This window comes from Methylophilus sp. Leaf416, from assembly GCF_001424665.1.
Classification (GTDB): Bacteria; Pseudomonadota; Gammaproteobacteria; order Burkholderiales; family Methylophilaceae; genus Methylophilus.
Genome location: NZ_LMQS01000004.1, coordinates 423451 through 444585, shown reverse-complemented (window position 1 = coordinate 444585; position 21135 = coordinate 423451). Strand labels below are relative to the sequence as shown.

Genomic DNA, 21135 nt, shown 5'->3' with positions numbered 1-21135 from the left:
ACTATTCCGCACCATTTTAACCTTGAAACAAACGATCACAGAATTGATTCTGCAAGCGGTGACTCCGCTGGTGGAAGACACCTCCAGCCTGAATATCATTCTTGAGCGGCCAAAATCTGCCGAGCACGGTGACTTCGCCAGCAACATTGCCATGCAATTAGCCAAGCCTCTCAAGCAGAATCCACGTGCGATTGCACAAACCATTATTGATAACCTGCCTGCCAATAGCGTGATCAGTAAAGTGGAAATCGCGGGTGCTGGATTTATTAATTTCTTCCTTTCTGCGCAAAGCAAGCAGGACATTGTCAAAAATATTTTCCAGGCAGGCGAAGCGTTTGGCCGCAATACTTCAGGCCAGCAGGCAAAAGTGCAGGTCGAATTCGTTTCCGCGAATCCGACCGGTCCGCTGCACGTAGGCCATGGCCGTGGCGCAGCGGTGGGCGATTGCCTGTGCCGCTTGCTGGATGCCAATGGCTGGGATGTGACACGCGAGTTTTATTACAACGACGCCGGTGCGCAGATTGATAACCTGACCAAGTCAGTGCATGCCCGCGCCCTTGGCATTGCGCCTGACGATGCGCGCTTTCCTGAAGATGGTTACCGAGGCGAATACATTGGCGATATTGCCAAGGCTTACCTGGCGAAGGAAACTGTTACCGCTGACGATATGGCGGTGACAGCCAGCGGCGATGTCAATGATGCCGAATCCATCCGCAAGTTTGCCGTGGCTTATCTACGCCATGAGCAAGACCTCGATTTACAGGCTTTCCAGATCAAATTCGATGTGTTTTCGCTGGAAAGTGCTTTGTACACCGAAGGCAAAGTCGAAAATGCGGTCCAAGCGTTAATCAGCAGTGGTCACACTTACGAGCAGGATGACGCGCTGTGGTTGCGCACTACCGATTTCGGCGACGACAAAGACCGCGTCATGCGCAAAAAAGAAGGTGGTTATACTTATTTTGTACCCGATGTCGCTTACCACCGCGAAAAATGGAACCGTGGTTTCAAGCGCGTCATTAACGAGCAGGGCGCCGATCACCACAGCACCATAACGCGTGTACGCGCCGGCTTGCAGGCATTGAATACCGGCATTCCACAAGACTGGCCGGAGTACGTCCTGCACCAGATGGTCACCGTGATGCGTGGTGGTGAAGAAGTTAAATTATCCAAACGCGCCGGCAGTTATGTCACCTTACGTGACCTCATCGAAGAGGTGGGTTGTGACGCCACGCGCTATTTCCTGGCCGCGCGTAGTGCAGATTCACAACTGGTGTTTGATATTGACCTGGCCCGTGCGCAAACCAACGACAATCCGGTGTATTACATTCAATATGCGCATGCGCGGATTTGCAGTGTGCTTAATCAATGGGCTGGCGATAGCACCACTCTGGCAAATGCAGATCTTTCGCCTTTGGAGAGTGCTGCCGAAACCGCATTGATGCAGGCCTTAAGCCAATACCCGGAAGTAGTGGTCACTGCTTGCCAGGCGTCGGCGCCACATATGGTAGCCAATTACCTCAAAGAACTAGCCAGTGCCCTGCATAGTTATTACAATGACACCAAATTTTTGGTGGATGATGTGCAAATTAAACAGGCACGTCTGGCACTGATCACCGCTACGCGCACCGTACTACGTAACGGTTTGTACCTGTTGGGTGTGAGTGCGCCGGATAAAATGTAAGCCCGTCAGCATTAAGCGCATTAGCATTGCTTAATTGAATGAGATGAAAATTGATTAGTTGGAATAACTCACCGAATTGAATGGTTGAATAGTACACATGAGTCGCGATTACAAACCCTCACAAGCAAAGCCCAAATCTAAAAGTAGCGGCAGCTCGTTTTTTAACGGCCTGCTGGTAGGGCTTTTCCTGGGTGTCGCCCTCACAGTGGCGTTGATCATTTATATCAAGGGCGATCATAGCCCTTTCTCCAGTGCCTTTAAAAAAGACGAAGGCCAGCAAGAATTACCGATTAAAAACACCGTCACTGAAGAAGAAGTCAAACCCGGCAGCGCGGCGATTGAAGACCCGAACAAGTTTGATTTTTACACCATTTTGCCAGACACCGAGAGCAAAATCAGTGAAGAACAGGTCAAAAAGAACCCGACCATCAAGCAGGAAAGTTACTTCATCCAGGTCGGCGCATTCGCCAAAGAAGATGATGCCAACAACCTGAAAACCCGCCTGGCTTTGGTCGGCTTTGAAGCGTTTGTGCAGACAGCTGATATTCCTAATAAAGGTACCATGCACCGGGTGCGCATTGGTCCGCTGCGTGATTTGGCCAAAATCAGTAAAATCAGCCATGACCTCGAAACCAATGGATTCCAGGCCAATCTGATCAAGGTCAATATCGAGTCTTCTGCACATTAATCACAGCCATTACACTTGGGCTGTCATCGCATTGTTACCTGGCTACGTTAAATCATCAGTTTGTAAATTATCAGATAAGTTAAACATCACTTTCGAACAAGGAAGCTAATTTTATGAAAAAAATGTTGTTTAGTTTGATGCTGCTGGCCGGACTGACCTCCACTGCAGTTTCAGCGGACCCACAAATGGGCGTACAGTTTGACCAGGTCACGCAACAAATTGCGACTGACCAGCCAAGCAAAATCGAAGTGATGGAAATTTTCTGGTATGGCTGTCCGCATTGTTACCATATGGAACAACCGCTGGAAGCATGGGTTAAAAAACTACCAGCAGACGTATATTTCAAGCGTGTACCAGCGTTGCCTAATGCCGGCTGGGCGCCGATGGCGAAGGCCTTTTACGCCATGCAGGAACTGGGCGTATTAGATAAACTGCATAGCCAATTATTTGATGCGATCCATAAAAGCAAAACATTGAACCCTGCGGATGAAGCAGCGACGATTGACTGGGTCATCAAGCAAGGCGGGCTGGACAAAATCAAGGTTGAAAAAGCTTTTAAATCTTTTGCTACCAATATGCAATTGAATAAAGCCATGCAAGTTTTCAAGGCTTCTGGTGCGACTGGTGTCCCTAGTCTGGTGATTGACGGCAAATATATTACAGGTAGCTCAATGGCGGGCGGTAATGATGCTGCTCTGCAAACTGCGGATTTTATTATCAACAATGTTCGCAAAGATAAAGCCAAGAAATAAGCCTTAGCTTGAAATAAAAGCCCTGCATTTGCAGGGCTTTTTGTTGGCTTGCGTCTTTAAAAACGCTCTCCTGTTGCTGAGAGAGAAACTCATTTATTCATCAGAGCTTTGACTGTCTTCTGACTTATTTTTATTCCAGCGCTTACCTGTAAACACAGCCCATCAAGGTGATTTCCATTAATACCCTTAAAACTCTGGTGATGGAAAATTGTGTTTCAACAGCCTCTTCCTGCGGTGTTGGATTAATAAAATCGTTTAATAATTCCAGTGCAAACGCTTGAAACTCATCTGGCACCATAAAGGTTTGCATGTTGTAGTCTTTTATTTGCAAGCCAGGGTAAAGCTTGCTAAAAGCACCACCCCGTATGTAATACGGAATTTCATATGCATCCAGCATGGATGAAATAACCGCGACCTCAGACTCAGTTTGTGGCGTGTAGATGGGGATCATGACATCAAAATCATTTGAATATCTTTTTAAAGAAGCTATTTCTGGCTTTTTCTACTGGCAGCTTGCCAATATGATGCCCAACAAAGCCGAGGTTTTGCACAGGGATAAAACTGGCAACCGTAGTGACTAAATTTGCCGCTTCGGGATTTTCAGTTTCAAGTTTAGACGACCAGAATTTCCTGGCACCACTCGATAAAAAAGCCGTTAGGTGCAAACTACGGGCACCATCATTAGTGACGAGTTCGACCACATTTTTCGCTCTGTTACCTAATGAAATATAAGATCTGATAGCGCCAAAATACATAATTGGATAGCGTTTATGAAGCCGAGTGCCAAAAATAGTATAAGTAATCACTTCTATTTCCCTGCTGGCTTTATTGATCAAGACTCGCTTTTTGGAGTCTATATACCACCGCCGAAACTTGTAGGCTATAAGCACTACTGCAACAAAAAGTAGTGATTGTGTAATGCTATTGAATCCTTTATTCAGATAACTCGCCACCGTCAAACTCAATAGGATGATAAGCAGAAAAACAGGTTGGGTTTTAAGCGCACCCTTGGCGGAGGTTATCAGTAACTCGGTCATACAGCTTTCAAAATTCAGGAACGATCCCCACTTTGAAAACGCACTCGGTGCGGAGATGTTGCTATTATTTGTTTCAGCAAAAATTCAATCATGCCGAAAATTTAAATCTGATGGGTGTGAATTCTTTGTGAATTTGACAAAACTTCACCATATTAATTTTACATTGTTGATTTTTAAAACTTTAATTTTTTGATTTTAACCAGCGACCTATCCAGGTTTCTGGCATTTCGGTGCCGGTGACGATGTAATGCAAGGTTTTGATGTCATGCATGACGTAACGTTGTATCGACTTTGCCTGGTCCATCCCACAGCATAAGATCTTGTCGCCCAATTGCAGCGGAGTAGAAAGCTCCGGTAACATGGACTTTTGCTCACCGCGCACCAGCATTAATGGTACTACCGGCATTTCGTGCCGCTTGCCGGAAGGACTCGTCACCAGATGTTTGAGGGTAGGTTGCAGGCCTTGCCGCATCAACGCGCACACGGCAAAAGCCATCTCGTCTCCTATCGTGATATCCCAGGTATCCGGCACTTGCTCGCCTAATTTGGAAACCAGTTGAGCAATCACCGCATTGGCCCAGGCATTGGTTTGATGCCGTGCAGTCGCCAGGAATTCAGCCAGCATCGGTGAGACCATATAAGACAAACAGGTATGCGCAATCACGTCACTCGGCTGCATGGTGATATCGGCATTAAAGTGCTGGAACAAGGGGTCGTTGTGACGCTTGTTTTTGCGGATAATCACAAACAATTCCGGATTCACCTCCTGCGCCGTCATGACGATCGACAGGTTATTAATATCATTGTCAGTCCCAGCCACAATGCCAACTGCCTGCTCCACACCTGCTTGCTGGAGGATATGTGACTCTACGCCGCTGCCAACAATACAGTGCTCGCATTGGGTACCTTTAGGATCCGCTTCAATAATGGTGACATCCACAACATCCTTTTGCAGGCTATTGACTACCGATTTGCCGAAACGGCCAAAGCCACAGGCAATCCATTTGCCTTTAGGGATCGCCGCCGGTGGTTCTATCGCATCGCCCGGTGCCCTGGTCAGCCATTCGTGCAACAGGTAAGTGCCCAGCGCATTCAAGCGCATCGCCAAATGCTCACCAAAAATCTTGTATGGATTGATAATATGGTCGGTACCGAATGATGCCATATTGGCCGCCACCACATCATTTTCTACCCTGGCCAGCACCGGCAGCTCTGGTTTGATCAATTTCACTGCCACTGAAATGGCCAGGTTGGCATGATCGTCATCAGTTAATGCCGCCACGCCCCTGCACATAGGATTTTTGATTCCGGCGTATAGCAAAACTTCTGACAATTTCGCATCTGCGCACAAATGGGGCACATAGAACTGGTATTCATTCATGCCAAGTTCATTTATCCGTTCGGGATTGATTTCCAGTACCACTACCCGTAGTTCATTTTTATCCAGCGCACGCACCAGCTCACTGCCCGTTTCACCATAGCCGCAAATCAGGTAAAAAGGTTCCATCAGATTACAGACATCGCGCTGGAATCTGGCGGTTTTGATTGCCTGCTGCAGGGAAGCCTCCTGGAACAAACCAATAATCGCCCCGATGGCATAAAACCAGGCAATCACAGTGAAATAAATGGAGAAGGTCATCCACATGCGTTGGTGACCGGTGAACGGGTAGGGGATTTCGCCAAAACCTATCGTGGTGGCGGTATAGCTCAGGATATAAAATGCATCGAAAAAGCTCAGGTGATAAGGTCGGCCTTGATCATCAATCCCGGAAATCAGCACAAAGCCAATCAGTGCAATGGCGTAGCTGATGATCACCATCAACAGCGGCGCACGCATGCGCCGCAAAATCAGGAAAATGATCTGATTGAGGTTCATTGCTGAGATACTAGCGGCGCAGGGTGACGGTTTCGTAGATCAGTAGAATCACGGATGTGATATTGGCCAGAAAAGCACCACCCGACAGTGATACAACGCCGACGATCACTTCTGGCGCTGCGGACTGGGTGCCGGCTGCGGTCCAGATAATGGCAGCGGCAATCAGCTGCAGATCTGCCACTAGGCTGGTCGCCAGGTGAATGGCGCCAATCTGGGTACGGTCTCCAAACTTAAGTACGGTCGCAATGAGGTTGACCACAATGGCCGCATATAACTCATAGTGCAAATGGTGTTGGGGATTATCAATCTGGCCGACAAAAAAACCGAAGTTGAGCGTCATGGCCAAAATAATAAAAAACCCAAAAATCACTTTTTCCAGATTCATGATTGTTTCCCCGTGTTGTTTTATGGCATTCTAACCCAACCATTTTTTTCTGTAAGATTTAAGCCAGTGCCTTCTCAACTTCATATCGTTATTACCGGCGCCTCCAGCGGTATTGGGCAAGCCCTGGCAAAGGCGTATGCCCGGCATTATGGCGCACAATGCATACTGACACTCATAGGCCGTAAACAATCCGCGCTGGATAGCCTGCAAAATGAAATAATGACTGCGTATGGCAGCCAGGTGCATGCCTATGTCGCAGACGTGCGTGATGTTGAGCGCATGCAAACAATTGCCAGCGAGTTGTTGGCAAATGTTGGCACACCGCATATTGTGATCGGCAATGCCGGTGTCAGCCGCGGTACGCTGACAGAATACCAGGAGGACATTCCCGCCTTCCAGGCCGTGTTTGATACCAATGTCATGGGCCTGGTCCATACCTTCCAGCCCTTTATCAACGCAATGAAAAAATCCGCAAGGCAAGGTGAACTGGCGCAATTGGTAGGCATCGCGAGCGTGGCTGGCATCCGTGGCTTGCCGGGGTCAGGGGCTTACAGTGCAAGTAAAGCCGCAGCGATTACCTACCTTGAAAGCTTGCGCGTGGAAATGCAGTTAAACAATATCTCCGTGACTACCATCGCACCCGGCTATATCCGTACCCCTATGACGGATATTAATACTTATCCCATGCCATTCCTGATGGAGGCAGATGTATTTGCCAACAAAGCTATCCATGCTATCGCTGCACAAAAACGCTTTACCGTGATTCCCTGGCAAATGGGGATTGTCGCCAGACTGATACGTTTACTGCCTGCGGGTTTGTGGGACTTTATTATGAAAAAAGCCCCGCACAAGGCGAGGCTTTGACTATCTTACTTTGAACAATATAAAGCGGAAATCTTCGTAGCCGATTACAAAAAAGCCCATTCGAGTGAATGGGCTTTTTATTTTTAACGAGCAATTGGTTTGTAACGGATGCGTTTAGGTTTGGCACCTTCTTCGCCCAGACGTTTTTTCTTGTCGGCTTCGTATTCCTGATAGTTACCGTTGAAGAACGTCCATTGCGAGTCGCCTTCCGCAGCCAGAATGTGAGTCGCAATCCTATCCAGAAACCAGCGGTCATGCGAGGTCACCAGTACGCAACCAGAAAACTCCAGCAACGCATCTTCCAGTGCACGTAGCGTTTCCACATCGAGGTCATTTGAAGGTTCATCCAGCAGCAACACGTTGGCACCGGAAATCAGGGTTTTCGCCAGATGCAAGCGGCCACGTTCACCACCGGAAAGTTGACCAACGATTTTCTGCTGGTCACCGCCTTTAAAGTTAAAACGCCCAATGTACGCGCGGCTTGGCATTTCAAATTTGCCAACATTCAGCATATCCAGGCCACCTGAAATCACATCAAATACCGTTTTGTTATTATCCAGGCCCTCGCGACTTTGATCTACAGCGGCTAATTTTACGGTAGGGCCGGTGATGATCTCGCCGCTATCCGGTTGCTCCTGGCCTTGCAACATACGGAACAGGGTAGATTTACCGGCACCGTTAGGGCCGATCACCCCTACAATCGCGCCGGGAGGAATACTGAAAGACAGGTTATCAATCAGCAGGCGGTCGCCAAAACCTTTGGAGACATTATTGAATTCAATGACCTGGTTGCCCAGGCGCTCACCTGGCGGAATAAAGATTTCCTGCGTTTCGTTGCGGCGCTGATATTCGACGCTGGACATTTCTTCATAACGGGCAAGACGCGCCTTGCTTTTTGACTGGCGGGCTTTCGCACCTTGACGCACCCATTCCAGCTCTTGTTTCATGGCTTTGCGATGGGCATCTTCCTGTTTATGTTCCTGTGCCAGGCGATCTTCTTTTTGCTCCAGCCAGTTTGAATAGTTGCCTTTCCAGGGAATACCTTCGCCGCGATCCAGCTCCAGAATCCATTCAGCGGCATTATCCAGGAAGTAACGGTCATGCGTGACGGCAACCACAGTTCCAGGGAAGCGCACCAGGAACTGCTCCAGCCAATCGACAGATTCGGCATCCAAATGGTTGGTCGGCTCGTCCAGCAGTAACATGTCCGGCCGGGATAACAACAGCTTGCACAAAGCGACACGGCGCTTTTCACCGCCAGACAATGGACCTATCTTGGCATCCCACGGTGGCAGTCGCAACGCATCGGCGGCAATTTCCAGCTGCTGCTCAACATCACTGCCGCTAGCTGTCAGTATATTTTCATACTTGGCTTGTTCCTCCGCCAGCTTGTCAAAATCCGCATCCGGCTCGGCATAGGCTGCATAGATCTCTTCCAGCTTTTGCTTGGCTTCCATCACAGCGCCAAGGCCAGATTCCACTTCCTGGCGCACCGTTTTTTCAGGGTCAAGCTCAGGCTCCTGCGGTAAATAGCCAATCGACAGATTGGGCTGCCATTGCACTTCGCCTTCGTATTCTTTGTCGGCACCTGCCATGATGCGCAATACAGTCGATTTTCCGGAGCCGTTCAGGCCCAGCAGGCCAATTTTGGCGCCCGGGAAAAATGACAGGGAAATGTTTTTAATAATCTGCCGCTTAGGAGGCACGATTTTGCTCACGCGGAGCATGGACATGACATATTGGGCCATAAGATTGACAAGCCTTCAAAATTTTCTAAAAACGTATTTTAATACGCATCACTGAAGTGCGCTTGCTTAAACGTAACCGAATCCGGGTATTGAAGTGCAGATATGAAAAAAGGGCCCGGCGGGCCCTTTTTTAACTAGCCGCTAATCAGGCAGCTTTTTGCTCAATGAAATTTGAAACATTGGATTGCACCTGCGTGCCGATTTCAATCTTGCGCGGCTTGAGCGCTTCCGGAATTTCACGCACAAGAGCGATACTCAATAAACCGTTTTCGAGATTGGCGCCGGTCACTTTGACATGGTCTGCCAATTGGAATTTATGTTCAAAATCGCGATTGGCTATACCACGGTGCAGGAAAGTGGTTTCCTGTTCTTTCTTGGCTTTACGGCCAGTCACACGCAAGGTTTGATGTTCGGTTTCGATCTCCAGCTCGTTTAGCTGGAAGCCGGCGATGGCCATCACGATTTTGTAGGCATTTTCATCGACCAGTTCGATGTTATAGGGTGGATAGCTGATTTCGTTTTCACTGCGCTGGCCGTCATTAAGCATTTTTGCCAAGCGATCAAAACCAATAGCGGTGCGATAGAGAGGAGTTAAGTCATAAGTACGCATAAGTTTATCCTTTTAAAAAATTAAGCGATTAACTGATTCACAGACCTCAAACTGCAAGCATCTGTACTTTCAATATGGGAATTCGCTGGTTTTTTTCAAGAGGATAAAACGTATCTGCTTTTTAAACGCCCAACTTTTCTGTCCAGGCCAGGGCTTCCATATGGCACTGGTTGACCTTATCCGGATTCAGCTGCAGCATTTCTGCCAGGTGCAGTATTTCCTTGCTATTAGCGTCTTCACAGGCTTCGGTCAGTTTGAGGAAAGGGCCGAAAATACCTTCGCGCCTGGTCAATGCATCCATGATTGACTCTGGTAACTGTAACTTATCCAGGATGTCTTCCATCGGGACTTTTAGCATAACATCCAGCAAAGAAAATACGCCAACCACAAACAGGTTGTCGCGATCGCTTTTCTCGAAGAAAGGCTCACCCAGCAATTCGGTCAGGCGACCACGGGTAATGGAAGTTTTCATCAATGCGGGGGAGGTGCTGTTATTACCCGCCGTGACCATCAGCAGCGTCAGCCAGCGATACAACTGGTTACGACCGAGTATGGTTAAAGCGTGGCCAATCGACTGCACTTCACAGGACAAGCCAAAACCCACTGAGTTAATGTAACGTAGTAATTTGTAGCTAAGGGTAGTGTCGCGCTTAAAACCGTTTTCTATCGATTTATTGTCCGCATCCTGGCTGACCAGGTTTAATAAATTCAGTACGCCCTCAAAGCTGGGGTTGATCACCTTCGCATTCAGGTTTTCCGGTCTGGCATAAAAGTAGCCTTGGAACTGCTGATAACCTGCCTCTTGCAGGTTCTTGAATTGGGCATTTTGCTCAACTTTTTCTGCGATTAATTTGCAATTTGGCTTTTGGTATTTTTTCAGCCAAGTCCTGGCTTCTTCAATATCCACATCGCGCATATCCAGCTTGATGTAATCGGCGATCGGCACCAGTGCTTCCAGGTGTGGATGGCGTTGCGGGTTATCCAGCGCGATTTTGAATTTGGCTGTTTTCAATGCCTGGCAGCGTGCGATAATTTCTGAGGTGATATTGACCTCGTGCACAATCTCCAGCACCGTTTTTTCAGCAGGCATCAACTCCAGAAACTCGCTAGCCAGCATGACGTGATCGACATTGATAAATGCCAGCTGCTGGCCCAATAGCCAGCTTTCATGCATTTCATCCATGGCGGTGGAGAGAATTTTGGCGCAGGTCTGAATATCTTCTTCAAATGGTGTATCACTGCCATCAGACTCTTTTCTGAAAAAGAATTCATAGCCAATGATTTCCTGCTTATCATTAACAATAGGCTGGCGCCCGATAATACTTTGATGTGTTGTGGTCATGACTACATTCCTCATTAGCACCGCTTTCCAGTGCCCGGTGACAAGTCTAATTGAGAGCAATCTATTTCTTATCCGCAAAAAAGCCCCAATTGCAGGGGCTTTTCACGGTTTGTAACTATTCTACTGTGACGCTCTTGGCCAGATTGCGGGGTTTATCCACGTCAGTACCTTTAAGCAAGGCCGCATGATACGCCAGTATCTGCACCGGAATCACGTGCAAGATTGGTGATAACACCCCGACATGGCGGGGTGTACGAATCACATGCACGCCTTCGGAGCCATGGAAATGACTGTCAGCGTCCGCGAATACGAACAATTCGCCACCGCGTGCTTTGACTTCCTGCATATTGGATTTCACTTTTTCCAGCAGTGCATCGTTAGGCGCAATCACTACCACCGGCATATTACTATCGACCAAAGCCAGCGGGCCATGTTTCAATTCACCTGCCGGGTAAGCTTCGGCATGGATATACGAAATTTCTTTAAGCTTGAGCGCACCTTCCATTGCAATCGGGAAATGGATGCCACGCCCCAGGAATAAAGCATGCTCCTTATCGCCAAATCTAGCCGCCCATTCGCGGATTTGCGGTTCAAGGTTAAGCGCAATCTGCACGCTGCTTGTTAATTGGCGCAAGTCGGTCAGGTAAGCCTGTTCTTGCTCCGCTGCCAGTAAACCGCGTTCTTTAGCCAGCGTTACCGAGAGCACAAACAAAGCGATCAACTGTGTTGTGAAAGCTTTAGTACTGGCGACACCAATTTCAGCGCCGGCACGTGTGTAAAAAATCAGTGAAGAAGCACGCGGGATGGCACTTTCCTGGACATTGCAAATCGCCAGGGTATGCGTATGCCCGAGTTTCTGAGCATGCTTGAGGGCTTCCATGGTATCCAGTGTTTCACCGGATTGCGAGATAGTGACCACTAACTGTTTAGGATTAGGTACTGACTCGCGATAACGATATTCACTTGCAATTTCTACCGATGTCGGGATTTTAGCGATGCTTTCCAGCCAGTATTTGGCTGTCAAACCCGCGTAATAACTAGTACCCGCGGCCAGGATCAAAACGCTATCTACCTGCTGGAACGTCGCGGAAGCTGCAGTACCAAACAACTCACTTCTAAAGGCTCCATCATCAATCAGCGCCTCTATGGTATCGCTGATTGCGCGAGGTTGTTCGTGGATCTCCTTCTGCATGAAATGACTGTACGGGCCAAGCTCAAGTGAGGCGAGAGAAACATCACTCATATGCACTTTACGTTGGACGATGTCACCTTGCTTGTCATAGATGACTACAGCATCTGTGCTTAAAGTAGCGACGTCACCGTCTTCCATGTAAATGACTTTACGTGTCGCAGATAAAACCGCAGACACGTCAGAGGCTACAAAATTTTCCTGTTCTCCCAATCCAATCAGTAACGGGCAACCGAGGCGGGCAACCACTAATTGCCGGGGATTATCCAGGGCGACCACGCTGATGGCATAAGCGCCGGTTAATTCTGTAATTGCTTGTTGAACCGCTTTCAGTAAATCTTTGGTTTGCTGATAGTAGTGATGCACCAAATGCGCAATCACTTCGGTATCTGTTTGTGAATAAAACTGATAGCCCAAAGCAATCAGGCGATCGCGTTGCTCATCGTGGTTTTCAATAATGCCGTTGTGTACCACAGCAATTTGCGCATTGTCCTGCGCTGGCGAGACATGTGGATGCGCATTCTGCTCGGTGACGCCACCATGGGTAGCCCAACGCGTATGCCCGATGCCAATATGGCTTTCCAAGCCACGGGATTTGTTCTCAAGTTCGGCCACACGCCCAACCGAGCGTACGCGCTCAATTTGGTTGTTTAGCACGGCTATGCCTGCTGAGTCATAGCCCCTGTACTCAAGACGGCTCAAACCCTCGATCAATAATGGAACGATATTCCTGTTTGCAACCGCACCGACGATGCCACACATCTTATTTTTTCACCTTTTGTGGACGTTTCCATCCTTGAATTGAACGTTGCTCTCTTGCACGACACAGGGTCAGCGAGTCAGCCGGGACATTTTTAGTAATGGTAGAACCTGCTGCAATGGTTGCGCCTTTTTCTACTGTGACTGGCGCCACCAGTTGGGTATCCGAGCCTACGAATACATCGTCTTCTATGATGGTTTTATGTTTGTTCGCGCCATCATAATTACAAGTAATGACACCGGCACCGATATTCACGTTGGCACCGACTTCTGCATCGCCGACATAACTCAGGTGATTTACTTTACTGCCAATGCCAACTCGCGCATTTTTCAGTTCTACAAAGTTACCAATATGGGTTTTTTCAGATAACTTTGTACCTGGGCGCAAGCGAGCAAATGGACCTACGCTACTCTCCGCGCCCACAGTTGCATTTTCAATATGCGTAAAAGCGGCCAACCTGGTGCCTTTTGCAATGAAGGCTTGTTTAATCACACAATTCGAGCCGATATGGACACCATCTTCAAGCGTTACATCGCCTTCAAAGATACAATTCACATCGATAATCACATCACGGCCGCAAGTTAAATCACCGCGAATATCAATACGTTTGGCATCCAGCAAAGTCACTCCATGCGTCATTAATGCTCTGGCTTTACGGTTCTGGAATTCACGCTCAATATCATGTAAATCCAGCTTGGAGTTGATACCGGTCACCGACCAGGCATCTGCGACCACTTGTGGTAAAACCGTGCGGCCTTCTTTCACAGATAGCGAAATAATATCGGTCAAATAATATTCATTTTGTGCATTGTGGTTAGAAATTTGTGACAGCCAGCTTTTTAGCTGCGCATTCGGCATCGCCATGATGCCGGTATTCACCTCTTGAATAGCCCGTTGTGCTTCGCTGGCATCTTTATGCTCAACAATCGCCAGCACTTGCTCATCGGCATTACGCACGATACGGCCATAGCCGGTCGGGTCATCCTTGATAAAAGTCTGCACGACTAAATGCTGACCTGCCTGTTGCAACATTTCACGGCAAGCATCTACATCTACTAAAGGCACATCGCCTAGCAGTATCAACGTAGAACCGTTATCTGCCAGCAAGGGCAGGGCTTGTTGTACGGCATGACCGGTGCCCAATTGTTCTGCCTGTAACACCCAATTCAAATCTTCACCAGGCGTTTGCTGCTGCACCTGCTCACCACCAAAACCATACACAACAATGATTTTCTTAGGATCAAGTTGTCGTGCCGCATCAATCACATGATGCAAAATCGGCTTGCCACCGATGGCATGCAATACCTTAGGCAGGTCGGACCGCATGCGCGTGCCTTTACCGGCGGCCAGGATAATAATGTTCAGGTCGGTCATAGTGTTATTTTAGCTCAGAAACAAAAAAGGCGACTCGAGAGTCGCCTGTTATTTTGTTTGCTATTTCTTAATGTACAGATTTACGTAATTTTTGGATTGCCTGTATTTGAGCCACCGCTTCAGCCAGTTCAGCTTGTGCTGTTGCATAGTCAATTTCTGAAGAACGATTTCTCAATGCTTCTTCAGCCGCTTCTTTAGCAGCAATGGCTTTGGCTTCGTCCAAATCCTGGCCGCGAATCGCAGTATCAGCCAACACAGTGATCACGCCTGGTTGCACTTCCAGCATGCCGCCAGAAATAAAAATCAGGGTTTCTTCTTGATCAGCAGCTTGCTTGATACGCAAAGCACCTGGCTTGATGGTAGTAATCATAGGGGCATGGTTTGGGTAGATACCTACTTCACCGCCGCCTGCTGGTGCCACGACAAATTCAGCTTCGCCGGAGAAGATAGACTCTTCAGCGCTTACTACATCGATATGCACAGTATTTGCCATAATGTTCTCTTTTCTGTTTCACTGAAATTCATTAAACAAGCAGGTGAAAACCACCTGCCTGCATACCAAATGATTAGTTCAGTGTTTTAGCTTTCTCAACAGCTTCTTCGATACCACCCACCATGTAGAACGCTTGCTCAGGCAAGTGGTCGTATTCGCCGGCAACAATCGCCTTGAAGCCTTTGATGGTTTCTTTTAATGGTACGTATTTACCTGGCGCGCCGGTAAATACTTCAGCCACGTGGAAAGGTTGTGACAGGAAACGCTGGATTTTACGTGCACGGCCTACAGACAGTTTATCTTCTGGAGATAACTCGTCCATACCCAGAATCGCGATAATGTCGCGCAATTCTTTGTAACGTTGCAGAGTAGACTGCACTGAACGTGCGACGTTATAGTGCTCTTCGCCAACAACCAGTGGATCCAGCTGACGTGAGGTTGAATCCAGTGGATCAACAGCCGGGTAGATACCCAGGGAAGCAATGTCACGTGACAATACAACTGTAGAGTCCAAATGCTGGAAAGTGGTAGCTGGTGATGGGTCGGTCAAGTCATCCGCTGGTACGTATACCGCCTGGATAGAAGTAATGGAACCCACTTTGGTTGAAGTAATACGCTCTTGCAGGCGGCCCATTTCATCAGCCAGGGTAGGTTGGTAACCTACCGCTGAAGGCATACGGCCCAGCAACGCAGATACTTCAGTACCGGCCAGTGTGTAACGGTAGATGTTATCCACGAAGAACAATACGTCACGGCCTTCGTCACGGAATTTTTCAGCCATGGTCAAGCCGGATAAAGCAACGCGCAGACGGTTGCCTGGAGGCTCGTTCATCTGACCGAACACCATGGCTACTTTTGATTCTTTCATGTTGTCCAGCTTGATCACGCCAGCATCTGCCATCTCGTGGTAGAAGTCGTTACCTTCACGGGTACGCTCACCCACACCGGCAAACACGGACAAACCGGAGTGCTGTTTAGCAATGTTGTTGATCAGTTCCAGCATGTTCACGGTTTTACCTACACCGGCACCGCCGAACAGACCCACTTTACCGCCTTTAGCAAACGGGCAAACCAGGTCAATCACCTTGATGCCTGTTTCCAGCAAGTCTACAGATGGAGAGAGCTCTTCAAAAGCCGGGGCTTTCTGGTGGATAGAACGGAATTCTGTAGAATCGATTGGACCCACTTCGTCGATTGGGCGACCCAATACGTCCATGATACGACCCAAAGTACCTTCACCAACCGGCACGGAAATCGCACCGCCGGTGTTTTTAAATGCGGTACCGCGTGCCAGACCGTCTGAGGAACCCATGGCGATGGTACGCACCACGCCGTCACCCAGCTGTTGTTGCACTTCCAGTGTTAAACCGGCTTCTGCATTGGAGTTTTTATCATCAATGATCAATGCATCGAATACTTTAGGCATTTGATCGCGTGGAAATTCCACGTCAACCACAGCGCCAATACACTGCACTACTTTACCTGTTACTACTTGATTTGCCTTTGCCATTTTCTTTTCCTAACTGTATGAGTCAGATCTAATTGAATTCTTTCACTTACGCTTAAAGCGCACGCCTTAGGATGAAACCGCTGCCGCACCGCCGACGATTTCTGAAATCTCTTTGGTAATCGCAGCCTGACGGGCTTTGTTGTACACCAGTTTCAGTTCGCCAATCACGCTCTTCGCGTTGTCGGACGCAGACTTCATCGCCACCATACGTGCAGATTGCTCTGATGCCATGTTTTCGGCCACTGCGTTGTAAATCAGTGACTCAATGTAACGTGTCATCAACTCATCCACCACTGGTTTAGCTTCCGGCTCATAGATGTAATCCCAATGGCCGTTAGGGCTGCCCAGTTGCTCACCAGACAATGGCAGCAGTTGCTGCATGGTCGGCTCTTGCTTCATGGTATTAATGAACTTGGTATAGCAGATGTATAACTGATCAATTTCACCGGCAATGTAAGCATCCAGCATCACTTTGATGCTGCCGATCAGTTTCTCCAATTGCGGTGTATCGCCCAGACCTGTGATATGTGATTTGACCTGTGCGCCGATGCGGTTCATAAAGCCATAGCCTTTGTTACCTATCGCGCTGACGCTGATGCCTTTGCCTTCAGCTTCCCAGGCTTTCATCTGGTTCAGCGACAAACGCAAGACGTTGGTATTCAAACCGCCGCACAGGCCTTTGTCTGAACTGACCACAATCAGACCGATATTTTTCACCACATCACGCTTAATCAGAAACGGATGCCTATACTCAGATTGTGCAAAAGAGAGGTGAGCCGCCACATTGCGGATTTTATCCGCATAAGGGCGGGAAGCACGCATTCTGTCCTGCGCTTTACGCATTTTAGAAGCGGCCACCATCTCCATCGCCTTGGTGATCTTGCGTGTATTTTCTACACTCTTGATCTTGGTTCTAATCTCTTTACTACCTGCCATATTAGGTTCCTAAGTCGAAGTGTCAGAGATTAATAAGCGTTGGTTGCTTTGAAATCTTGAATCGCAGCTTCCAATGCTTTCTCGTTGTCGCCACTCAGATCTTTACTGGAATCAATCGCATCAATGATGTTCTTGTACTTGGAGTTCAAGAAGCCATGCAACGCATTTTCAAATGCCAGTACCTTGTTGGTAGGTACATCGTCAAAGTAACCTTTGTTTGCTGCAAACAAGCTTACGCCCATCGCCGCAACGCTCAATGGCGAGTATTGCGCCTGTTTCATCAACTCGGTAAACATGCGACCACGGTCCAGCTGTTTACGAGTTGCTTCATCCAGGTCGGACGCGAACTGCGCAAACGCAGCCAGTTCACGATACTGTGCCAATGCCAGACGCACACCGCCACCCAGTTTTTTGATGATCTTGGTTTGTGCAGCACCACCCACGCGGGATACGGAAATACCGGCGTTGATCGCTGGACGCACACCTGCGTTGAACAAGTCAGTTTCCAGGAAGATCTGGCCATCGGTAATCGAGATCACGTTGGTTGGCACGAATGCGGATACGTCACCGGCTTGCGTTTCAATCACTGGCAATGCAGTCAATGAACCTGTTTTGCCTTTAACTTTACCTTCAGTGAATTTCTCTACATATTCTTCGTTTACACGTGCAGCACGCTCTAACAAACGTGAGTGAATGTAGAACACGTCACCTGGGTATGCTTCACGGCCTGGTGGACGGCGCAGCAACAGGGAAATCTGACGGTAAGCAACGGCTTGTTTGGACAAGTCATCGTAAACGATCAATGCGTCTTCGCCACGGTCACGGAAGTATTCACCCATGGTACAACCGGCATAAGGTGCCAGGAATTGCAATGCAGCAGAGTCAGAAGCAGAAGCAGCTACGATAATGGTGTAAGCCATCGCACCATGCTCTTCAAGCTTACGCACCACGTTAGCAATGGTAGAGGCTTTCTGGCCAATCGCTACGTAGATACAGGTCATGTTCTGACCTTTCTGGTTGATGATTGCATCTACAGCAACCGCTGTTTTACCAGTCTGACGGTCACCAATGATCAATTCACGCTGGCCGCGACCAACTGGAACCATGGAATCGATAGATTTCAGGCCGGTTTGTACAGGTTGTGATACAGATTTACGTGCAATCACGCCTGGCGCAATTTTTTCAATCTTGTCGGTTAACTTGGTTTTAACCGGACCTTTACCATCAATAGGTTGACCCAGTGAGTTCACTACACGGCCAATCAGTTCCGGGCCTACTGGGACTTCCAGAATACGACCGGTACATTTACAAACGTCACCTTCGGTAATGTGCTCATAATCACCCAGCACCACGGCACCTACAGAGTCACGCTCCAGGTTCAATGCCAGACCAAATGTGTTGCCTGGAAACTCAATCATCTCGCCGGCCATAACATTGGACAAACCGTGAATACGCACAATGCCGTCTGTCACAGAAATCACAGTACCTTGGGTACGCGCTTCAGCGGTAGTAGAGAAGTTTTCCAAACGGCTCTTGATGAGCTCGCTAATCTCTGATGTTGATAACTGCATTTAAATCTCCTATGCCTTATGCTGTTAGCGTATAGGCTAAATTTTGTAACTGACCTTGGACAGACGCGTCGATGACCGTGTCGCCAACAATAATTTTGATGCCGCCGATGATTTCCGGATCTACGGAAACGCTTGCTTCAATCTTCTTGCCGAACTTGGCTTCCAGACGTTTGACCAAATCTTTAGTCTGCGCAGCTGTCAGTTTTGCAGCAGCAATAATTTCAGCGTCCAGCGTGCCTTCATCTTGTGCTTTCAAAGCCTCAAAAGCTTCAGCAATGGCAGGCAATAAGGATAAACGGCCGTATTCAACCAAGATTTTGATTAAATTTTGCCCATGATCGTCGAGATTGTCACCGCCCACTTTAAGGAACGCCGCTTCAATATCAGCAGCGTTCAGTTTGGGACTATCAATCAGCGTCTTCATGTATACATCTGATGCAACCCCGGCAGCAAATGCCAGCATTTCAGACCACTTTGCCAGTGCCTTTTTTTCTTTGCCCAACTTATAGGCGGCAACAGCATAAGGCCTTGCAATGGTTGAGAGTTCAGCCATGTTTTATCCTTATAGTTCCGCAGCAAGTTTAGACAACATCTCGCTATGTGCTTTGGCATCGATCTCTTTACGCAGGATTTTTTCTGCACCGGCTACAGCCAGTGTAGAAACTTGAGCGCGCAGGCCTTCTTTAGCGCGGTTCACTTCCTGATCAATCTCGGCCTTAGCACCAGCTATGATGCGTTCACCTTCAGCTTTGGCATTACCCTTAGCTTCATCGATGATTTGTGCAGCGCGTTTTTCAGCTTGCCCAATAATCTCACTTGCTTTTTGTTTTGCTTCATTCAGTGTCGCGTCAGATTTTTTAGCCGCTACTTCCAAGGCACTTCTGCCTTCTTGTGCAGCAGCTAAACCATCTGCAATTTCCTTTTGGCGTGTTTCAATCGCTTTTAACAGCGGCGGCCAAACGAATTTCACTGTGAACCAAATCAACACTGCAAATGCGATAGCTTGCGCGATGAGTGTGAAATTAATATTCATTTTTGATCCATCTTACTGGGTTGTTGAAAGGTTTAAGTCACTACTTAAACCCTACCTGGCGTTAATTACTGTGCAACAACGCTCAACAATGGGTTTGCGAACGCAAACATCATGGCCAAACCAACACCGATAATGAAGGACGCATCGATAAGACCCAACAGCAAGAATACTTTACCTTGCAATGCTGGAATCATTTCTGGTTGACGTGCAGCACCTTCAAGGAAACTTGCACACATAATACCAATACCGATACAGGCACCAGCAGCACCCAAACCGATGATCAAACCGATACCAATGCCTGTGTAGGCCTGAATCAATGCTAAAGCTTCCATTATGTATTACCCTCTCTTATGTAAAGAAATAAAAACAACTACAAACTTAAAAATTAAAACTAGTGCGACTCATGTGCCATGGCTAAATACACCACAGTCAACATCATGAAAATAAATGCTTGCAACGCCACGATCAGGATGTGGAAGATAGACCAGCCAGCACCCAGAATTGCCCCTGCAATTGCGCCAGTCACGCCGGTTGCTGCCCACAGGCCTAACAACAGGAAAATAACTTCGCCGGCATACATGTTGCCGAACAAACGCAATGAGTGGGAAAGTGGTTTTGAAACGTATTCGATGAGGTTAAAAGCGAAGTTTGCGACGAACAACAAAGGGCTTAAAACGAGACCAACAAAGCCAAGAAAGCTTTTTGGTTTGAAAAACTTGGCAGAACCGAACGGCGCACAGAACAATTCGTGGATCCAGCCACCCAGGCCTTTGGCTTTAATTGAGAAGAAAATCATCAGGAACCAGACAGCCAATGCCAACGCAAATGTAGTATTAATGTCTGAAGTAGGGACTGCACGCCAGTGTTCAAAACCCAGTGCATGAATGCCTTTTGCAAAAATATCTACCGGCAGGAAGTCCATGGCGTTCATGGCAAATACCCACAAGAACACAGTCAGCGCTGTTGGCGCAATAAACTTGTGACGATCACCGTGGAAAATATTTTTAACCTGGTCATCAATAAAGCCAAATACCAATTCAACAAATGCCTGACCCTTGCTAGGCACGCCAGAAGTGGCACCGCGAGCAACCAGCCAGACCAAACCCATCACCACCAAACCCAGAATGACCGACATCGCCAGCGTATCCACATGCAATGTCCAAAAGCTGGTATCACCTACAGATTGCGCATTGAAACCCAGGTGGTGCTGGATGTAGCTGGAAGGGGTCAACGCGTGCTCGGCTTGTTGTGTGTGTTCGGTTGTCATAATCTCAAACTATTTTAAA

21 protein-coding genes are annotated in these 21135 nt (G+C 48.0%); 4 read left to right on the top strand and 17 right to left on the bottom strand.

Features of this window, described 5'->3' with window-relative positions:
• The first annotated feature begins 22 nt into the window (after positions 1–22).
• The 3 genes from argS (at position 23) to ASG34_RS11790 (ending at position 3121) form a co-directional block, all read left to right on the top strand.
• Positions 23–1681: an arginine--tRNA ligase gene (argS, locus tag ASG34_RS11800; RefSeq protein WP_055830728.1), complete on the top strand. Its 1659-nt coding sequence runs from the start codon at positions 23–25 to the stop codon at positions 1679–1681.
• 97 nt (positions 1682–1778) lie between these two features.
• Entirely contained in the window at positions 1779–2369 is a 591-nt protein-coding gene (locus ASG34_RS11795; RefSeq protein WP_055830726.1) for an SPOR domain-containing protein, read from the top strand.
• Positions 2370–2482: 113 nt separating this feature from the next.
• Complete coding sequence (locus ASG34_RS11790) at positions 2483–3121, top strand: thiol:disulfide interchange protein DsbA/DsbL (protein ID WP_055830725.1); 639 nt, start codon at positions 2483–2485, stop codon at positions 3119–3121.
• Between the two features lie 142 nt (positions 3122–3263).
• On the opposite strand, the gene ASG34_RS11785 is transcribed toward ASG34_RS11790, so the two are convergent.
• The 4 genes from ASG34_RS11785 to ASG34_RS11770 form a co-directional block, all read right to left on the bottom strand.
• Complete coding sequence (locus tag ASG34_RS11785) at positions 3264–3572, bottom strand: hypothetical protein (protein WP_055830724.1); 309 nt, start codon at positions 3570–3572, stop codon at positions 3264–3266.
• 10 nt (positions 3573–3582) lie between these two features.
• Entirely contained in the window at positions 3583–4158 is a 576-nt protein-coding gene (locus tag ASG34_RS11780) for a hypothetical protein (protein WP_055830723.1), read from the bottom strand.
• A 181-nt stretch (positions 4159–4339) separates the two neighbouring features.
• The gene (locus ASG34_RS11775; protein ID WP_055830721.1) at positions 4340–6034 is read right to left on the bottom strand and encodes a potassium channel family protein; all 1695 of its coding nucleotides are present in this window, start codon (positions 6032–6034) and stop codon (positions 4340–4342) included.
• A 10-nt stretch (positions 6035–6044) separates the two neighbouring features.
• On the bottom strand, positions 6045–6419 hold the full coding sequence (locus ASG34_RS11770; protein WP_055830719.1) for a DUF6394 family protein: 375 nt from the start codon (positions 6417–6419) through the stop codon (positions 6045–6047).
• Positions 6420–6485: 66 nt separating this feature from the next.
• Here ASG34_RS11770 and ASG34_RS11765 point away from each other — a divergent pair, with 66 nt between their 5' ends.
• Positions 6486–7283 (top strand): SDR family oxidoreductase, encoded by a 798-nt coding sequence (locus ASG34_RS11765; RefSeq protein WP_055830934.1) that lies wholly within the window; start codon positions 6486–6488, stop codon positions 7281–7283.
• 83 nt (positions 7284–7366) lie between these two features.
• On the opposite strand, the gene ettA is transcribed toward ASG34_RS11765, so the two are convergent.
• The 13 genes from ettA to atpB all read right to left on the bottom strand — a co-directional run bounded on the left by ettA (position 7367) and on the right by atpB (position 21116).
• Positions 7367–9031: an energy-dependent translational throttle protein EttA gene (ettA, locus tag ASG34_RS11760; RefSeq protein ID WP_055830717.1), complete on the bottom strand. Its 1665-nt coding sequence runs from the start codon at positions 9029–9031 to the stop codon at positions 7367–7369.
• Between the two features lie 145 nt (positions 9032–9176).
• Entirely contained in the window at positions 9177–9641 is a 465-nt protein-coding gene (locus ASG34_RS11755) for an Hsp20 family protein (RefSeq protein ID WP_055830716.1), read from the bottom strand.
• Between the two features lie 121 nt (positions 9642–9762).
• Positions 9763–10983, bottom strand: a complete 1221-nt coding sequence (locus ASG34_RS11750) for an EAL and HDOD domain-containing protein (RefSeq protein WP_055830715.1) — start codon at positions 10981–10983, stop codon at positions 9763–9765.
• A 115-nt stretch (positions 10984–11098) separates the two neighbouring features.
• Positions 11099–12934 (bottom strand): glutamine--fructose-6-phosphate transaminase (isomerizing), encoded by a 1836-nt coding sequence (glmS, locus tag ASG34_RS11745; RefSeq protein WP_055830714.1) that lies wholly within the window; start codon positions 12932–12934, stop codon positions 11099–11101.
• Between the two features lies 1 nt (position 12935).
• Positions 12936–14306 carry a bifunctional UDP-N-acetylglucosamine diphosphorylase/glucosamine-1-phosphate N-acetyltransferase GlmU gene (gene glmU / locus ASG34_RS11740; protein ID WP_055830712.1) on the bottom strand — a complete coding sequence of 457 codons (1371 nt, stop codon included), beginning with the start codon at positions 14304–14306 and terminating at the stop codon, positions 12936–12938.
• A gap of 67 nt (positions 14307–14373) precedes the next feature.
• Entirely contained in the window at positions 14374–14799 is a 426-nt protein-coding gene (locus ASG34_RS11735; RefSeq protein ID WP_055830710.1) for a F0F1 ATP synthase subunit epsilon, read from the bottom strand.
• A gap of 73 nt (positions 14800–14872) precedes the next feature.
• Complete coding sequence (atpD, locus tag ASG34_RS11730; RefSeq protein ID WP_055830708.1) at positions 14873–16309, bottom strand: F0F1 ATP synthase subunit beta; 1437 nt, start codon at positions 16307–16309, stop codon at positions 14873–14875.
• 66 nt (positions 16310–16375) lie between these two features.
• Entirely contained in the window at positions 16376–17245 is an 870-nt protein-coding gene (gene atpG / locus ASG34_RS11725) for a F0F1 ATP synthase subunit gamma (RefSeq protein WP_055830704.1), read from the bottom strand.
• A gap of 29 nt (positions 17246–17274) precedes the next feature.
• Positions 17275–18816, bottom strand: coding sequence for a F0F1 ATP synthase subunit alpha (gene atpA, locus ASG34_RS11720; protein ID WP_055830703.1), 1542 nt, complete (start codon positions 18814–18816; stop codon positions 17275–17277).
• Positions 18817–18832: 16 nt separating this feature from the next.
• Positions 18833–19369, bottom strand: coding sequence for a F0F1 ATP synthase subunit delta (locus ASG34_RS11715; RefSeq protein ID WP_055830701.1), 537 nt, complete (start codon positions 19367–19369; stop codon positions 18833–18835).
• 9 nt (positions 19370–19378) lie between these two features.
• Complete coding sequence (locus tag ASG34_RS11710; RefSeq protein WP_055830699.1) at positions 19379–19849, bottom strand: F0F1 ATP synthase subunit B; 471 nt, start codon at positions 19847–19849, stop codon at positions 19379–19381.
• A gap of 65 nt (positions 19850–19914) precedes the next feature.
• Positions 19915–20181 (bottom strand): F0F1 ATP synthase subunit C, encoded by a 267-nt coding sequence (atpE, locus tag ASG34_RS11705; RefSeq protein ID WP_055830697.1) that lies wholly within the window; start codon positions 20179–20181, stop codon positions 19915–19917.
• A 59-nt stretch (positions 20182–20240) separates the two neighbouring features.
• Entirely contained in the window at positions 20241–21116 is an 876-nt protein-coding gene (gene atpB / locus ASG34_RS11700; protein WP_055830695.1) for a F0F1 ATP synthase subunit A, read from the bottom strand.
• Positions 21117–21135: the final 19 nt, after the last annotated feature.

Bases quoted from the DNA above. Each gene is read 5' to 3' on its own strand.
- ASG34_RS11735 (WP_055830710.1), bottom strand. From the start codon at position 14,799: ATGGCAAATACTGTGCATATCGATGTAGTAAGCGCTGAAGAGTCTATC.
- ASG34_RS11715 (WP_055830701.1), bottom strand. From the start codon at position 19,369: ATGGCTGAACTCTCAACCATTGCAAGGCCTTATGCTGTTGCCGCCTAT.
- ASG34_RS11795 (WP_055830726.1), top strand. From the start codon at position 1,779: ATGAGTCGCGATTACAAACCCTCACAAGCAAAGCCCAAATCTAAAAGT.
- ASG34_RS11785 (WP_055830724.1), bottom strand. From the start codon at position 3,572: ATGATCCCCATCTACACGCCACAAACTGAGTCTGAGGTCGCGGTTATT.
- atpE (WP_055830697.1), bottom strand. From the start codon at position 20,181: ATGGAAGCTTTAGCATTGATTCAGGCCTACACAGGCATTGGTATCGGT.
- glmS (WP_055830714.1), bottom strand. From the start codon at position 12,934: ATGTGTGGCATCGTCGGTGCGGTTGCAAACAGGAATATCGTTCCATTA.
- atpD (WP_055830708.1), bottom strand. From the start codon at position 16,309: ATGGCAAAGGCAAATCAAGTAGTAACAGGTAAAGTAGTGCAGTGTATT.
- ASG34_RS11710 (WP_055830699.1), bottom strand. From the start codon at position 19,849: ATGAATATTAATTTCACACTCATCGCGCAAGCTATCGCATTTGCAGTG.
- ASG34_RS11770 (WP_055830719.1), bottom strand. From the start codon at position 6,419: ATGAATCTGGAAAAAGTGATTTTTGGGTTTTTTATTATTTTGGCCATG.
- ettA (WP_055830717.1), bottom strand. From the start codon at position 9,031: ATGGCCCAATATGTCATGTCCATGCTCCGCGTGAGCAAAATCGTGCCT.
- atpG (WP_055830704.1), bottom strand. From the start codon at position 17,245: ATGGCAGGTAGTAAAGAGATTAGAACCAAGATCAAGAGTGTAGAAAAT.
- ASG34_RS11775 (WP_055830721.1), bottom strand. From the start codon at position 6,034: ATGAACCTCAATCAGATCATTTTCCTGATTTTGCGGCGCATGCGTGCG.
- glmU (WP_055830712.1), bottom strand. From the start codon at position 14,306: ATGACCGACCTGAACATTATTATCCTGGCCGCCGGTAAAGGCACGCGC.
- ASG34_RS11790 (WP_055830725.1), top strand. From the start codon at position 2,483: ATGAAAAAAATGTTGTTTAGTTTGATGCTGCTGGCCGGACTGACCTCC.
- ASG34_RS11755 (WP_055830716.1), bottom strand. From the start codon at position 9,641: ATGCGTACTTATGACTTAACTCCTCTCTATCGCACCGCTATTGGTTTT.
- ASG34_RS11750 (WP_055830715.1), bottom strand. From the start codon at position 10,983: ATGACCACAACACATCAAAGTATTATCGGGCGCCAGCCTATTGTTAAT.
- ASG34_RS11780 (WP_055830723.1), bottom strand. From the start codon at position 4,158: ATGACCGAGTTACTGATAACCTCCGCCAAGGGTGCGCTTAAAACCCAA.
- atpA (WP_055830703.1), bottom strand. From the start codon at position 18,816: ATGCAGTTATCAACATCAGAGATTAGCGAGCTCATCAAGAGCCGTTTG.
- atpB (WP_055830695.1), bottom strand. From the start codon at position 21,116: ATGACAACCGAACACACACAACAAGCCGAGCACGCGTTGACCCCTTCC.